The 14768-nt window shown below is 69.0% G+C and carries 15 protein-coding genes; 6 read left to right on the top strand and 9 right to left on the bottom strand.

All coding sequences use genetic code 11. From position 1 onward, the window contains the following. The first annotated feature begins 12 nt into the window (after window positions 1-12). On the top strand, window positions 13-771 hold the full coding sequence (locus ACFCV3_RS28660; RefSeq protein WP_376034985.1) for a class I SAM-dependent methyltransferase: 759 nt from the start codon (window positions 13-15) through the stop codon (window positions 769-771). Between the two features lie 34 nt (window positions 772-805). Further along, window positions 806-1297, top strand: coding sequence for a hypothetical protein (locus tag ACFCV3_RS28655; RefSeq protein WP_376034983.1), 492 nt, complete (start codon window positions 806-808; stop codon window positions 1295-1297). Between the two features lie 39 nt (window positions 1298-1336). Here ACFCV3_RS28655 and msrA read toward each other — a convergent pair whose 3' ends face one another. Both msrA and ACFCV3_RS28645 read right to left on the bottom strand, forming a co-directional pair. Then, window positions 1337-1975 carry a peptide-methionine (S)-S-oxide reductase MsrA gene (msrA, locus tag ACFCV3_RS28650; RefSeq protein ID WP_376034982.1) on the bottom strand — a complete coding sequence of 213 codons (639 nt, stop codon included), beginning with the start codon at window positions 1973-1975 and terminating at the stop codon, window positions 1337-1339. 87 nt (window positions 1976-2062) lie between these two features. Continuing rightward, complete coding sequence (locus ACFCV3_RS28645) at window positions 2063-3505, bottom strand: PLP-dependent aminotransferase family protein (protein ID WP_376034980.1); 1443 nt, start codon at window positions 3503-3505, stop codon at window positions 2063-2065. Window positions 3506-3567: 62 nt separating this feature from the next. On the opposite strand from ACFCV3_RS28645, the gene ACFCV3_RS28640 reads away from it, so the two are divergent. Continuing rightward, window positions 3568-4230: a YitT family protein gene (locus ACFCV3_RS28640; RefSeq protein WP_376034978.1), complete on the top strand. Its 663-nt coding sequence runs from the start codon at window positions 3568-3570 to the stop codon at window positions 4228-4230. Between the two features lie 44 nt (window positions 4231-4274). On the opposite strand, the gene ACFCV3_RS28635 is transcribed toward ACFCV3_RS28640, so the two are convergent. Next, window positions 4275-6434 (bottom strand): MMPL family transporter, encoded by a 2160-nt coding sequence (locus tag ACFCV3_RS28635; RefSeq protein ID WP_376034976.1) that lies wholly within the window; start codon window positions 6432-6434, stop codon window positions 4275-4277. 102 nt (window positions 6435-6536) lie between these two features. On the opposite strand from ACFCV3_RS28635, the gene ACFCV3_RS28630 reads away from it, so the two are divergent. Beyond that, entirely contained in the window at window positions 6537-7109 is a 573-nt protein-coding gene (locus ACFCV3_RS28630; RefSeq protein ID WP_376034974.1) for a TetR/AcrR family transcriptional regulator, read from the top strand. Here ACFCV3_RS28630 and ACFCV3_RS28625 read toward each other — a convergent pair. From ACFCV3_RS28625 to ACFCV3_RS28600, 6 genes are all read right to left on the bottom strand, one after another. Beyond that, window positions 7106-7447: an ArsR/SmtB family transcription factor gene (locus tag ACFCV3_RS28625; RefSeq protein ID WP_376034972.1), complete on the bottom strand. Its 342-nt coding sequence runs from the start codon at window positions 7445-7447 to the stop codon at window positions 7106-7108. The two genes, ACFCV3_RS28630 and ACFCV3_RS28625, sit on opposite strands and share 4 nt — an antisense overlap. Then, window positions 7437-7868 carry an SRPBCC domain-containing protein gene (locus ACFCV3_RS28620; protein WP_376034970.1) on the bottom strand — a complete coding sequence of 144 codons (432 nt, stop codon included), beginning with the start codon at window positions 7866-7868 and terminating at the stop codon, window positions 7437-7439. Before ACFCV3_RS28620 ends, ACFCV3_RS28625 begins: the two co-directional genes overlap by 11 nt. A 74-nt stretch (window positions 7869-7942) precedes the next feature. Next, a complete protein-coding gene (locus ACFCV3_RS28615) occupies window positions 7943-9010 on the bottom strand; it encodes a hypothetical protein (protein ID WP_376034968.1) in 1068 nt (355 codons plus the stop codon). Between the two features lie 10 nt (window positions 9011-9020). After that, window positions 9021-9602 (bottom strand): hypothetical protein, encoded by a 582-nt coding sequence (locus ACFCV3_RS28610; protein ID WP_376034966.1) that lies wholly within the window; start codon window positions 9600-9602, stop codon window positions 9021-9023. A 37-nt stretch (window positions 9603-9639) separates the two neighbouring features. Then, window positions 9640-11283 carry a hypothetical protein gene (locus tag ACFCV3_RS28605; protein ID WP_376034964.1) on the bottom strand — a complete coding sequence of 548 codons (1644 nt, stop codon included), beginning with the start codon at window positions 11281-11283 and terminating at the stop codon, window positions 9640-9642. A gap of 8 nt (window positions 11284-11291) precedes the next feature. Further along, window positions 11292-11873 carry a hypothetical protein gene (locus ACFCV3_RS28600; protein WP_376034962.1) on the bottom strand — a complete coding sequence of 194 codons (582 nt, stop codon included), beginning with the start codon at window positions 11871-11873 and terminating at the stop codon, window positions 11292-11294. Between the two features lie 215 nt (window positions 11874-12088). Between ACFCV3_RS28600 and ACFCV3_RS28595 the strand changes: the two genes are divergently transcribed. Further along, a complete protein-coding gene (locus ACFCV3_RS28595; RefSeq protein ID WP_376034960.1) occupies window positions 12089-13243 on the top strand; it encodes a cystathionine gamma-synthase in 1155 nt (384 codons plus the stop codon). Window positions 13244-13332: 89 nt separating this feature from the next. Then, window positions 13333-14742 (top strand): glutamate mutase L, encoded by a 1410-nt coding sequence (locus ACFCV3_RS28590; protein WP_376034958.1) that lies wholly within the window; start codon window positions 13333-13335, stop codon window positions 14740-14742. Window positions 14743-14768: the final 26 nt, after the last annotated feature.

The following is a 14768-nucleotide window of genomic DNA, read 5'->3' as shown; positions in this document are numbered from 1 at the left end:
CAGGATGCGGGCATGGTTGAGCGGGCGTTGAGCTTTGGGTCGGTGGCGGAGACGTACGAAGAGTTCCGGCCGGGGTATCCGGCGGAACTTCTCGAGGTGGTGATGGCGTACGCCGGTCAGCCGATTCGGACTGCTCTTGAGATCGGTGCCGGGACTGGCAAGGCGACGCGGGTGTTCGCGCAGGGCGGGATTGCGATCACGGCGAGCGAGCCGGATGCGGCGATGCTTGCGGAGATGCAGAAGCACGTGCCGGCGAACGTCACGACCGTGCTCGCCGCGTTCGAGGACCTGCCGCTGGAATCGTCGTACGACCTGGTGTATTCGGCGGCCGCGCTGCACTGGACCAAGCCTGAGGGTCGCTGGGAGCGGATGTCTGCGCTCGTTCGACCGGGCGGTGTGTTCGCCTCGTTCGGTGCACCGATCCAGCTGGCCGACCTCGCCCTCAGGGAGGCGGCGCGTGCGGCGCGGGCGCCGTACCTGGCGGACGACGGGGTCCCGTCGCCCGACGGCACGGCCGCGGACCTCCCGATGCAGTGGCCCGGCACCGAGCTCCAGAAGTCCGAGTGGTTCACCGACGTCCAGCAGTCGATCGTCGAACACCGGCTCACGATGAGTGCCCAGGACTACATCGGCCACCTGTCGACGGTCTCGGCGTACGTGCTCCTGGAGCCCGCCGATCGCGACGAGGTCTTCCGCCTGGTCCTCGATGTCCTCCCCGAAACCGTCGAACTCGACGCCCAGATCCACGTCCACCTCGCCCGCCGCAACTGAAGGTTAGGCGCACGTCCCTTCCTAGAATCACCCCATGGAACGGGTCGAACGCGAGGGACTCAAGCGGATGCGCTGGCCACGGCGTATGCCGGAAGTGCCGAGCAGGGTCTGGTCGGATGACGAGTGGCGGCGGATCCAGCTCGGCTATCAGGCCGGCGCTATGGAGGAGAAGTGGACCGTCTTCGCTGAGGGGCAGACCGTCTACTGCCATCGCAGCTGGACCGGTACCGGGTATTTCGCGGTGACGTTCGAGCCGGTCGAGCGCGGTGGCTGGCGCATCTCCCAGGGGAGGATCGCGCGTGCCCGGTCCGACCTGGTCAGGCTGTTTCTACCCAGCCGGCGCCGCGAGGACGATGCCTTCAACCTCGTCCTGTTGGAGTTGGTACTCAGCGCGATCGTGCTTGGCGAGCCCGCCCGGGAGCTCCGGGCGAAGCTGGAGGAGTTGGGTCGCAAGGGGGCGCCAGATCCGGCTGCTGTCCCGGACGGGTACGTCGCGCACGTGTTCCTCGGCCAGCGGTCGGAGTGAAGCAAGAGCGCCACCGCGCGGTGGCGCTCTTGGAATTGACTAGCTGGGGAACGGTGCGCCGGTCTTGCTGTGGCAGCGGTAGCCGTTTGGGTTTTTGAAGAGGTACTGCTGGTGGTAGCCCTCGGCGTAGTAGTGGGAGCCGAGGGGCGCGATCTCGGTGGTGATGTCGCCGTAGCCGAGGGGCTTGATGACGGGGGCGTAGAGGTCGCGGGTGCGTTCGGCCTCGGCGCGCTGGGCGTCGGTGGTGTAGTAGATGGCTGAGCGGTACTGGGAGCCGAGGTCGTTGCCCTGGCGCATGCCCTGGGTCGGGTCGTGGGTCTCCCAGAAGACCTTCAGCAGGTCTGTGAAGGTGGTCTTGGTGGGGTCGTAGACGATGCGGACCGCTTCGGTGTGGCCGGTGCCGCCGGTGCAGACCTCTTCGTACGTCGGGTTGGGGGAGTAGCCGCCCGCGTACCCGACTGCGGTGGTGTAGACGCCGGGGAGCTGCCAGAAGATCTCCTCGGTACCCCAGAAGCAGCCGGTGCCGAACCAGACCTCCTCGAACCCCTCAGGGGCCGGTGCGGTCTGCGGTGTGTGCAGGACGATGTTTTCGGCCGGTACGGCGTAACCGGGGGTGGGCCGGCCGGGCAGTGCGGCCTCGGGCTCGACCAGGGCTGTGTTCCGCTTGAAGAACGACATTCTCACACCTCTCGCAGTTGACTCTCATAGTCTCTCAACGCGACCACCACGGCGAACCTTCCCCGGGGTCCTTACGGGAGGATGACGTCACGCGATCATCGCCGGGGTGAAGCCCGGGGTGCTCCGGGCGCCGGTGAGGGACCGGTACGACGCGGCCAGCTGGCGGACGCCGTCCCGCAGCGCATCTGGTTCCAGCGTGTACGGGAGACGGATGAAGGACTCCAGACCGCCGTCGGGGGAGAAGCGGGAGCCGGCCACGAGCAGTACGCCGTTCCGCTGGGCCACGCCGACCAGACTGGAGCCGACTGGTTCGGGGAGCTCACACCACAGCGACAGACCGCCGCCTGGGACCTCGAAACGCCAGTCCGGAAGCTCTGCGGACACAGCCTCGGCCAGAGCGTCCCGGCGGCGGGCCAGTGTGGCGCGGCGCTCTGGTAGCAGGGTGGCGCGGTCCCGCAGTAACTGGGCGACCACGAGCTGGTCGAGCACAGGTGCGCCCAGATCGAGTGACGCCCGCGCGTCGAGCACCCGGGCGACCAGCGACGACGGGACGCGCATCCACCCGATCCGCAGGCCACCCCAGTACGACTTGCTCACCGAGCCGACCGTGATCACACCCTCCGGGTGGTACGACGCGAAGGGCGGCGGCATCTCCTGTCCGTCCAGCCACAGCTCACTGAGGGTCTCGTCGATGATCGCGGTCGTCCGGCTGCGGGCGAACGCGATCGCCAGCCGCTGCCGGTCCACGGCAGGAAGTAACCAACCGGTTGGATTCTGGAAGTCGACCACCATCCAGGCCGCCCGAGGTGCCGTCTGCCGAATGGTTGCCTCAAGCAATGGCAGGTCCCATCCGCCCGGACTCATCGGTGCGGCGACGACCCGGCAGCCACTCCGCCGGATCGCGTCCACGGAGTTCGGATGCGTCGGACTCTCGGTCAGCACCCGATCGCCGATCTGCAGGAACGCCCGGACCGCGATCGAGGTCGCGGCCAGCGCGCCCGCGGTGACGATGATCTGATCCGGCGACGTCGGCAGCCCGCGTTCGTCGTACGTCGCCGCGATCTCCGCCCGCAACTCCGGCAACCCCTGCGGGTGATACCCCGGCGTCGCCAGGTGCCGCGGCAACTCCACGGTGGCCGCGGCAACCGCCGTACTGATCCCTGGTACGGCGGCCGGCGCCGCACACGTGAAGTCGTACAACCCGTCCGTGTCGATCCCCGGCGCGTGGTGCCGCCCCAGCTCCGGCCCGACCTTCGTCGGCAGCGCGGTCACGCTCCCGGATCCGCGCCGGCTGACCAGGTAGCCGCTGTCCCGCAACTCCCGGTACGCCGACGCGACCGTCGTCCGGCTGACCCCGAGGGTGTCCGTCAGCTCACGCTCACTCGGCAGCCGCGCGCCGGGCATGATCCGCCCGTCCGCGATCAGCAGGCGGAGCCGCTCGGCCAGCACCCGGTACGCCGGTCCCGTGTCCGCGGACCAGGTCTCGAGCAGGCCGCTGAGCGTGCTGGCTGGAAGCTGTTGCCCATTCATGCAGTCCACTATTGCGCAATTGGCTATCGATCACCAGGCCACTTGGGACGCAAACTGGGCAAGTGACCGCCACTTCCGCAGCCCCACCTCGTCAGCTCGCCGCGCTCAACCCGCTCCAGCAGCTCAAAGCAGGCCACCTTCCCCGCCGCCTCGTCCAGCTGTACGTCGGCCTGGTCCTGTACGGCGCCTCGATGGGACTGATGATCCAGGGCAACCTCGGCCTGGACCCGTGGGACGTGCTGCACTCCGGCATCATCAGGCACGTCCCGCTGAGCTTCGGGACGGTCGTCATCGTGATGAGCTTCGTCGTGCTGCTGGCCTGGATCCCGCTGCGCCAATGGCCCGGGCTCGGCACGGTGAGCAACGCGATCGTGATCGGCCTGGCCACGGACCTCACACTGTTCTTGGTCGACCGGCCGGACGCGCTGTGGGTGCGGATCCTCTTCATGCTCGCCGGGGTGGTCGTCAACGCGCTGGCCGGCGCCCTGTACATCGGCGCCCAGTTCGGGCCCGGTCCCCGGGATGGCCTGATGACCGGACTGGTCCGCCGTACCGGTCTGAGCATCCGCCTCGTCCGGACCACGATCGAGATCGCGGTCGTCGCGATCGGCTTCGCGCTCGGCGGGGTGATCGGGGTCGGCACGGTCCTCTACGCCCTGTCGATCGGCCCGCTCCTGCACTGGATGCTGCCGATCTTCACCGTCCGCCTGGAAAAGGCCAACTAAGCCGCGATGGGATCCCGGACCAGGGGGCCCGGGATCCCATCGCTCTAACCGACCGGCTCCAGCTCACGCTCCTCAGCCGCAGGCTTCCGGACCTCGAGTTTGCGCGGCCACCAGGCCCACCGCCCCAGTAGTGCGGTCACACTCGGCACCAGGAAGATCGACATCACGAACGCCGAGACCACGATCCCGGCCGCGACCGAGAAGCCCATCTCGGTCAGCAACGCCATCCCGGCCAGCATCAGCGACGAGAACGTCCCGGCCAGGATCAGCCCGGCCGACGCCACGGACGGCCCGCCGTGCTCGATCGCGAGGTCGGCCGCCTCCCGTGGATCGGTGCCGCGCTCCGCCTCCTCACGCAGGCGCGCGATCATCAGGATGTTGTAGTCGGTGCCGATGGCAACGACGAACAGATACAGCATGATCGGCAGTGAGAACGTCACCCCGGCATGCCCGGCCGCGCCCTGGAAGACGAAGACCGTCGCCCCGATCGAGCTGAAGAAGCTCAGTACCACGGCGAGCATCAGTACCACCGGCGCGATCAGCGACCGCAGCAGCAACGCAAGGATGATCGCGATCAGCCCACCGGCCACCGGGAAGATCACCGACAGGTCGCGCGTGTTCGCGGCCCGGATGTCCGCGTAGCCCGACGTCACCCCACCGACCAGCGCAGTCGTCCCGGTCGGCGTCTCGGTGTGCGCAACGTCCTTGAGCTTCCCGTCGACGAGATCCAGAGATGCAGTCGCGTACGGCGCTCCGTTCAGTACGACGTTGATCTGGGCAACGGTCTTGTCCGGGTTGAGAACCGCCACGCTGCCCTTCGCATCTGCGGGGAGGACCGCGCCGACCCCCTCCACCTTCGCGAGTTTCCCGGCGTACTGCGTGAGCTCGGCGGGATCCAGCGGCGTACCGTCGGTGCTGCGCACGTAGACCGTGGTCGGGCTGAGTGCGCCGGCCGGGAATCCGGACTGCAGGTCCTTCATCGCGCGAGCGGACTCGGTGCCCTTGGGGAGCTGGCTGAACGCGTCGTAGTCGACCTTCATCCCGAGCGTGCCGAGCGCCAGTGCGACCATCACCGCACCGGAGGCCACCGCGACCAGCGCGGGACGGCGAGCGGTGAAGCGGCCGAGTCGCTTGAAGGTCGCGCCCTTCGGTGTGGTCTGCCAGGACTTCGACGGCCAGAACACCTTCGGGCCGAGCAGTGACACGACCGCCGGGACCAGGGTGATCGAGGCGATCGCCATCACGCCGACTGCAATCGCGAGACCCGGTCCGAGGCTCTTGAATCCACCGAACGCGGCCAGCAGCAGTGCGCTGAAGGCGACGACGATCGCACCGGCCGCGGAGACGATCACCTCGGCGACTCGGCCGGTCGCGTCGGCGAGTGCGGCCTTCGGCTCCTCGCCGGCGCGCAGACGCTCGCGGAAGCGGAAGAGCAAGAACAGGATGTAATCCGTCCCGACGCCGTACAGGACGACCGTGAGGATGGTCTGCAGGTCCTGGGTCACCTGAAGTCCGGAGGCCTTGGCGACCAAGGCGATCAGGCCGGGCGCGATACTCGCGACCAGGCCCACCGTGAGGATCGGCAGGAACGCCGCCACCGGGCTGCGGTAGATGAGCAGCAGCAGGCCGACGATCAGCACGATCGTCGCGATCCCGACCACCACGAACGCGTTGTCGAACGCGTCCTTGTTGTCCAGCATCAACGCGGCGTCGCCGGTGACGCCGTACTCGAGGTTGGCGCCGGTCAGCGCCGAATTCGTGGTGTCGCGGATCTTTTGCACCGCGTCGAGTACGGCCTGGTCCTCGGCCAGGCCTTTGAGACCGACGCTGACGATCTGGACCTGCTTGTTCGGTGAGACCGCCTGCGGTCCGGTGACCACCCCGACGACCCGGTCGATCTTCGCGGCTGTCAGCTTGCCGGCCAGGTCCCCGACCTTGGCCTGGTCGGCCGCGGTCAGCTCACCGCCGCCGGCGCGTTTGACCACGATGCTCGCGGTCGCGTCGTTCGTCTGCCCGAAGGCGTCGGCGGCCAGCTTCTGCGCCTGGACCGACTCGTACTTGTCCGGCAGCAGGCTGGTCTGGTCCTTGCTGGTGACGTCGGCGAGCGTCGGCGCGAACGCGAGCACGGCCACCGCCGCGACCACCCACGCCGCGATCACCTTCCACGGGTTGCCGACGACGAATCGTCCGAGTTTGGTGAACACCTTCGTACCCCCTCGCGCTGGTCGGCAGATCCATCTACCTGCCGGTCGGTTGGTAGACTACCTGCCGCACGGTAGGTAAGAAAAGATGAGAAGGTGGGTGACGTGCAGCACGCGACTGGTTCCCGGGACACGAAGGCCGCGATCCATCAGGCCGCGCTCGACCTGTTCTCGGCGCAGGGGTACGAGAAGACGAGCCTGCGGGAGATCGCCGAGCAGGTCGGCATCACCAAGGCCTCGCTCTACTACCACTACTCGTCCAAGCAGGACCTGCTGCGGGTGATCATCGGCACCTTCGTCGACGACGTACGCCAGGTGATGGAGCGCAGCGCGGGGCTCGAGTGGTCACCCGAGGCTGTGCGGGAACTGCTCGGCGCCTACCTCGACGTGATCATCAAGCATCGAGCCACCGGCCCGACCCTGATGCGCGACATCGGCGCCGTCCTCGCGGCGATCGACGAGGATCTGGAAGGCCTGATCGCGACGAGCCGCGCCTTTCAGCTGTGGCTGGCCGGACCTAATCCGACGGTGCCTGACCGGCTCCGAGCCGCCGCCGCGATCGAGGCCGCCAGTGCTGCGTTGTCCGCCAACCTTCAGGCCGGTGAGTTCACCGACGCCGAGATCCACGCGACCCTGCTCGACGCCACTACCGCCCTTCTGGCCCGCCGTAACGACTAGCTGTCGAGGTGGGACTTGAGGGCGTCCAGGTTCGAGTCCCAGTTGTTGGCCAGGGCTGCGAGGAACTGCTGGGCCAGCTGGATCGGCGCCGAGTGCAGGCGGTAGCGGACGCGGCGGCGTTCGCCGGGCTCGGCGATCAGCAGGCCGGCCTCGGACAGCAAGGCCAGGTGCTTGGCGATCGCCTGGCGGGTGATCGGGAGACGCTCGGCGAGATCGGTCGCCGTGGCCGGGCCGCTCGCGGCCAGCTCGGCCAGGATCGTCCGCCGGCTCGGATCCGCCAGCGCCACGAACACCTGCTCGGCGACCGCCTCGCGATCGATGGGTTGATCAGGCTGCATTGAGGTATTCGACCAGTTCGCCGAATTCCAGCTCCCAGCCCTCCACGTTTCCGCCGTACGCCTTGGCGTAGGTGTCGCCCGTCAGCTGCGCGAACCCGGACTCCACGACGGTCAATCGAGTGCCACTGTCGATCGGCTCCAGAGTGAACTCGACATAGGTACGGCGCTGGTCGTCGGCAGGCAGTCCGTAGATGTGCCACGTGTAGCCGAACACGGCCGGCTCCTCGAGCCGCTCGATCCGGAGCTCGGCCTTGTCGCCGGTCTCCCAGGTCAGTACGGCGCTGCCACCCGTCTGCAGGTCGACCGTCGCCGACTGCCCGAACCAGGTGCCGAGCCCCTCGGCCGTGGTCAGCGCCGCCCACACCTTCGCGGGTGAATGCCCGAGCTCCACTGTCCGCTCGATCCGATCCGGGAATCCCATCACTGCCTCCACATGTATAGCAACCGATTAGTTGCCATAAATGTATTGCAACTAATCGGTTGCGTCAAGCGGGGTTACTTGCCCAGATCCGGGCCTTTGTCCGGCTGGTTCTGCTGACCGTGGCCGTCCGGTGCCTGCTGCGGCTTGGCGTTGACAGCTCCGCCGGCCGGCGCCTGCCCGGACAGTGCGGCCATGAAGATCGCCTGGTCGTTCTGGCTCATCGTCTGGCCGCGTGCGTTCAGCTCGGCGAGCGCCTGGAGCGCTGCCTGCTGCTCTGCCTGCGACTGCGCGGCCACGTAGGCGTGCACCTGGGCGGACACGGCCGTGATGGCGTTTGCGGACACCTCGGGGCCGCCGGGTGTCGGAGCCGACTCCTTGTTCAGGCTGGGGTCGCTGAACTCCTTGACGGCGTGGTACCCGGCGGCGGCGCGACCGGCCGTGTTGCTGACCTTCTCCTGGAACCAGCGCGACGCCTGACCAGCGAGCGCGGCCGCGCGCTGCCCCGCCCCGACTGCTGCGTCTCGCGCGCTGCCTGCACCGGACACGACCGCGTCCCGGGCGGTACCCGCACCCGAAACGATCGCATCCCGGGCGGTGCCTGCGCCGGAGACAACTGCATCCCGCGCGGTGCCTGCACCCGACACGACTGCATCCCGCGCGCTGCCTGCACCGGAGACAACTGCATCCCGGGCGGTGCTCGCACCTGACACGACTGCATCCCGGGCGGTGCCTGCGCCGGAGACGACTGCGTCACGGGTGGCGGTTGCGCGGTCGGTGATGGTCCGGCCGGCGCTGTCGAGCCCGTCGGCCACCCGGGTCGCGGCGACCTCGGCGGTGACGCCTGCGCGGTCCCTCAGGTCGGCCGCGCGGCCGACGAGGTCAGTGCGGGTCTCCCTGGCCCAGGACGCGGCATCCCGGCCGTACTGCTGGGCCTGTGAAGCGAGCGACTGCGCGCCTTCGCTCAGACTCCGGCCGGTCCGGCGGGCGAAGTCGACCGAGCGATTGACGGCGTCGTAGATCGGCGCCAGCGCGCGGAACACGTTCATCGCGCGGCGCATCGCGAGCTGGTCGGCCTCGTTCAGGCTCTCGAAGAACTCCCGGGCCGCCTGCTGGCCGGTCGCTTCGTGCTGTGGCGTGGTCATGCTCAGGCTCCTAGTCGAGGAAGACTGCGTAGCCGACGTTCACCGTGCGCGTCAGCGGGTCCGGCGTCGGTTGGTCACTGAACAGCTGGATCTGCGCCCCGGGACGCAGCCAGATCGCAACGTGCCGCCGGGGTCCGAATCCGTTGGGTGTCCGCTTCCTGAGGAAGCCTCGGTCGGAGTAGTCGCCGAGCTCGTCCGGCTCGCCCCAATGCTTACGGGCGAGGGCGAGATGGTCCGGCCAGGCTGCGTCGATCCCCGCCTCGGCCTCGGCCATGTCCTCCGGCTTCACCTCGTACCCGACCCAGCCGCTGTGCCGGGTGTCGGGGAACACGAGACCGTCGTACGCGATGAGTGTGCTGCCGCGCTTCGTGGTGAACGCCCACGAGGACATGGTGGCGTCGATCTCCTCGCCCGGTGCGAGCGGAACCGGTTGCCAGCCGGTGGCGTCGGTGACTCGCTGCACCAACGCTCTGACGAGGGCAGGGCCGGCGTCATCACTGTCCGGGCCGGCGACCGGCGTCCAGTCGGTGATCTCGGCCAGGTCGGCCATGGCCAGGTCGTCGTCGTCGAGCGGCCTGTCCGCTGTCTTCATCCGGTCGTCCTCCTGTGTTCTAACGCTGGTACGCCGGTCAGCGGGTGCCGCGGCCGTTGGGATCGTTCTTCTGTGCGGCGGGCTGCCCGGTGCCGCGCTCTGCCGTCTTGTTCGGGTCGGACTGTGCAGTCTTGGCCGCCTGCTCGCGGGTGCTGGGGCGAACGTCCGCAGTGCCGTAGAAAGCAGCAGCCGCCGCGCGAGCAGCCTGCTCCTTACGTGCTACGTCATTCGGCTGCTCACCAGCCGCCTGGAACACAGGCTGCGGCACCTGCGGCCGCTGGGCCTGCCCCGGCCGAGTCGTCGGCTGCTGCCCCGCCGCCTGAAACACAGGCTGCGCCACACCCCGCGGCTGCTGCTGACCCCCCGCCTGCTGCGGACCGCCCTGCTGTGCACCCGCCCCCTGTACGGCGCCCTGCTGCGAACCGACCTGCTCCTGAGCGGCTGGCTGCTGAGTGGTCGGCTGCTCACCCGGCTGCTGGATCTCCGGCTGGCCGGTGCCCTGCTCGTTCTCTGCCGCAGGCTGCTGGGCCTCGGGTGCTTGGGCTACAGGTGCTTGGGGCTGTTGGGGTGTCGGCTGCTGGTTCTCGCCTGCGGCGGAGGCGACCCAGCGCTGGGCCTCTGTCTTGTTGGCCGGCACAGCCTCGTGCTGCCCGACGTGCTGCTGCGCCTCAGCCGACTGCGCTTCAGGCGACTGAGCTGCCGGCTGCTGGGCTTCCGGCGAAGCCGGCTCGGCACCGGGCTGCTGCAGCTCGGGTGACTGGCCCTCGGCCGACTGCCCCGGCTGCTGCCCATCAGTCGTCTGAGCTTCCGGCGACTGAGTCTCCGCTGACTGCGCTTCGGGCGACTGCGCCTCGGCTGACTGTGCTTCCGGCTGCTGGCCCTCAGGCGTCTGGGCTTCGGGGGACTGGGCTTCTGGTTGTTGGAGTTCGGGGGAGTTGACTTCGGATTGTTGCTGGTTCTCGGCGGCTTCGAGTTCGGCTACCTGTTGTTCCAGGAGGGTGATCTGCTCGCGCAGCTGCCTGATCTCTCCACGCAACATGTCCAGCCGCCCGGGATCCGCCTGCACCGGGGCGCGGGCGGCGTCGTTCCGCGACTGGATCATGCCTTGGGCGGCGGGTGCCTGCAGTTGAGGTGCTTGCTCGCCGGGGCGGACCTCGAAGTCGCCTGGGGAGTTGAACGCCTGGACCAGGTTGCGCTGGGCGAGGTGACTCAGGTCGCCGCGGGTCAGCGTGCTGTGCCCGAGCTGCGCACGGATGATCCGGCTGACCGTCTTCATGTCCTTGGCGGCCAGCGTGGAGGCTGCCTTGAGCAGCTTGGTGCCACGCCGCAGGTCGCGCCAGCGCGAATAGGCGTTGGCCAGCATCCCGCCCAGCGACGGCGTCTCAGTACGCGGCGCTCTGATCCGCTGCTGCGCGGCCTGCCCCAGCGCACCGAGCTCCGCGCGGGCTTGCGCGTTCTGCGTGCCAGTGACACTCCGCTGCATCATCGCGCTCAGGTCGGCTGCAGTCAGGTTGGAGCGACCCAGTGCCTCCCGAAACGCCGGATCCATCCGACGGCGGTCACTGCGCTTCAGTGTCAGCGCTGCCTTGGCGTCCTTGGTGCCCTGCTTGACGTTCCGCTTGTACTCGCGGCTCAACCGCCGCCGCTGCGACCCGGTGAACTCCGGAGGGTTCTGGCTCATCAGCTCTCCTAGTCGAGGTACACGGCGTAGCCGACGCCGACCGCGGTGGTCAACGGGTCCTTCGACGGCCGCATGCTGTAGAGCCGCAGCTCAGCGCCCGGGCGCATCCAGACGGCCAGATGGCGGTGGTCGGCACCGGCGCCGGGGGCCCACTCGTCGTCGAAGTCGGGGTTGCTGTCGTCACTGATGTAGTCCGGCTGACCGAAGTACTTGGTGACCAGCGCGAGGTGATCCGGCCAGTGCGCGTCCAGACCGGCCTCCGCCGCGCCGATGTCGTCGGGACCGATCTCGTACGCCGACCAGCCGCTGTCCGGGCAGTCGGCGAAGACCAGGCCGTCGAACACGATCATCGTCGTACGGCGGGGTGTGACGAACCCCCACGAGACCATCTCGTCGCCGATCGTCTCACCGGGCTGCAGCGGCCAGGGCTGCCACGAGGTGCGCGCCATCACCCGGTGCACCAGGGCCCGCACGACCTCGGGGCCGGACTCGTCGCCGTCCGGCCCGGCCAGCACGGTCCAGTCCTGGATCTCGGCGAGATCGGCCAGCGCCAGGTCGTCCTGGTCGAGTGGCCTGTCCTGCGTCTTCATCCCCAGATCCCATCTCTCTGCGTACGGCGTCGGTCGCGGCCGGTGACCGCCCGGCGGTCCGGCAACTACTGCCCGCAACGGTAGGCCGCGGCGCGGGTCAGGTGCCAGGGGGTTCGACGGATCTGTGGACAACTTGGATCCACGGTTCCCCGGGGGATGTCTCAGCGGCGGAACGGCGGTTCGGAGCACGGCAGACCAGGCCGTACGCTGGTCCGGTGAATTCCGAACACCGCTACGGCTTCGAGACACTCGCCATCCACGCCGGGAACGAGCCCGACCCGACCACTGGCGCAGTCGTCCCGCCGATCTACGCGACCAGCACCTACAAGCAGGACGGCGTCGGCGGTCTGCGCAACGGGTACGAGTACTCCCGTTCCGCGAACCCGACCCGCACCGCGCTCGAGGAGTGTCTGGCCGCGGTCGAGGCCGGGACCCGCGGCTTCGCGTTCGCGAGCGGCCTGGCGGCCGAGGACACGCTGATCCGGTCGCTGTGCGTGCCCGGTGACCACGTGGTCTTCCCCGACGACGCGTACGGCGGCACCTTCCGGCTGTTCTCCAAGGTGCTGGGCGCCTGGGGCGTCGAGATGACCCCGGCCGCGGTCACCAACCCGGAGGCGATCCGCGCCGCGATCCGCCCGGGCAAGACCAAGGTGGTCTGGCTGGAGACCCCGACCAACCCGCTGCTGAACGTCGCGGACATCGCCATCGTCGCCCAGATCGCACATGACGCGGGCGCACTGCTGGTCGTCGACAACACGTTCGCCTCGCCGTACCTGCAGCAGCCGTTGGAGCTGGGCGCCGACGTGGTCGTGCACTCGACCACGAAGTACATGGGCGGACACTCCGACGTCGTCGGCGGCGCGCTGATCGTGCGGGACGCCGAGCTGGCCGACAAGATCGCCTTCCACCAGAACGCGATCGGCGCGGTCGCCGGCCCGTTCGACTCGTTCCTGGTGCTGCGCGGCATCAAGACGCTCGGTGTGCGGATGGACCGGCACAGCGACAACGCGGAGAAGGTCGTCGAGTTCCTGCAGCGGCACAGCTCCGTCAGCAAGGTGCTCTACCCCGGCGTCGAGGGCCACCCCGGCCACGAGACCGCCGCCAAGCAGATGAAGCGGTACGGCGGAATCGTGTCGTTCCGTGTCACCGGTGGCGAGGCGCAGGCACTCGACATCTGCAACAAGGCCGAGGTCTTCACCCTGGGCGAGTCGCTCGGTGGCGTCGAGTCCCTCATCGAGCACCCCGGCAAGATGACCCACGCCTCAGTAGCCGGCACCCCCCTAGAGGTCCCCGCCGACCTCATCCGCCTCAGCGTAGGCATCGAGACGGTGGAAGACCTCCTCGAGGACCTCGACCGCGCCATGTCCTAGCCCCGTTTGATGGGTGCACCCACCAAACGGGGGGTTCCCACCCGGAAATTCCGTGGGGGAACCTCCCATCGCGTGGGTTCACCCACCAAATGGTGAAGCCCGAGGGTGTGACAGGCGAGCGGGGGTGGGTGCGGGTGGGGTTGGTGGTGGCGGTCGACTTCGGGTCGACGTTTACCAAGGCGGTTGCGGTTGACGCGGGGTCGGGTGAGCTGGTGGCCCGGGCTGAGCATCGGACGACGATCGACACCGATGTGATGGACGGTTGGCAGGCTTGCCGGGCGGCCTTGCTGGAGGTCGATCGTGGGGTGGCGCGGGCCGGCGTACTGGCTTGTTCCAGTGCTGGTGGTGGGCTGCGGATCGGGGTTGTCGGCAACGAAGAGCTGGTGACCGCGGAGGCGGGCAAGCGGGTTGCGTTGTCCAGTGGTGGGCGCGTGGTTGCCGTGGTGAGTGGCGGGCTGACGCCGGCCTCGCTGCGGGAGCTGCGCAAGGATCGGCCGGACGTCGTGCTGCTGTCCGGGGGTACCGATGGCGGCAACTCCGCCGTCCTGCTGAAGGCGGCCAAGACGCTGGCCACCTACAGGTGGCGGCGGCCGGTCGTTGTCGCCGGCAACGTTGACGCGCAGGCCGAGATCGCCGAGATCCTCGCTGACGTCCCGCATGTCCTTGCGGACAACGTCGTTCCCGAGATCGGGGTGTTCGCGCCGGACAGTGCGCGGGCCGCGATCCGCGAGATGTTCCTCGCCCATGTGATCGGCGGTAAGAACCTGTCCCGCGATCCCGCGTTCGCCCGGATGGTGCGCGCGGCCACGCCGGACGTCGTACTGCGCGGTGTCGAGGTGCTGGCCGGGCAGCACGGGGATGTCGCGGTCGTGGACATCGGTGGCGCGACCACCGACGTCCATTCGGTCATCGAGCTCGACCCCGAGGACGCGAACCTCGGCCGCGAGGTGGTCGCCACCCACCCGGTCACGCGCACGGTCGAAGGTGATCTCGGGATGCGCTGGAGCGCCGTACCGGTCGTTGCCTCAGGCATCGAAGCGGGTCTGGTCCCCGACGACGAAGCGCTCCGTACGGCGGCAGTCCGGCGGCACGACGATCCGGCGTACCTGCCTGATTCCCCGGCCGAGGCGCAGTACGACGAGGTGCTGGCGACCGTGGCCGCGACCGTGGCGTTGCGGCGGCACGCCGGTCGGCAGCGGATCGTGTTCGGTCCCGGCGGCCGGGTGGTCGAGCGGTCCGGGAAGGACCTGCGGGAGGTCGACCTGCTCGTCGGGTCGGGCGGCGTGCTGCGGCACAACGGGCCGGAGGTGGCCGCGCGGATCCTCGGTGCGGTCGCGGTCAACGCGCGGGAGGAAGGCTGGCTGGTTCCCGAGAGCGCTCAGGTCTGCGTCGACCAGGACTACGTACTCGCCGGTGTCGGCCTCCTCGCCGACACCGATCCGAAGGCGGCCGAGGGCCTCGCCGCTCACATTCATGGAACCGTCGCCGCCGGGCACTAGTCTCGTCAGGAAGCACAGCGGCGGAG

Source organism: Kribbella sp. NPDC056345 (genome assembly GCF_042262745.1).
GTDB lineage: Bacteria > Actinomycetota > Actinomycetes > Propionibacteriales > Kribbellaceae > Kribbella.
Note: the sequence above shows the minus strand (reverse complement) of the source record. Positions and strands in the feature narration are given on the sequence as shown.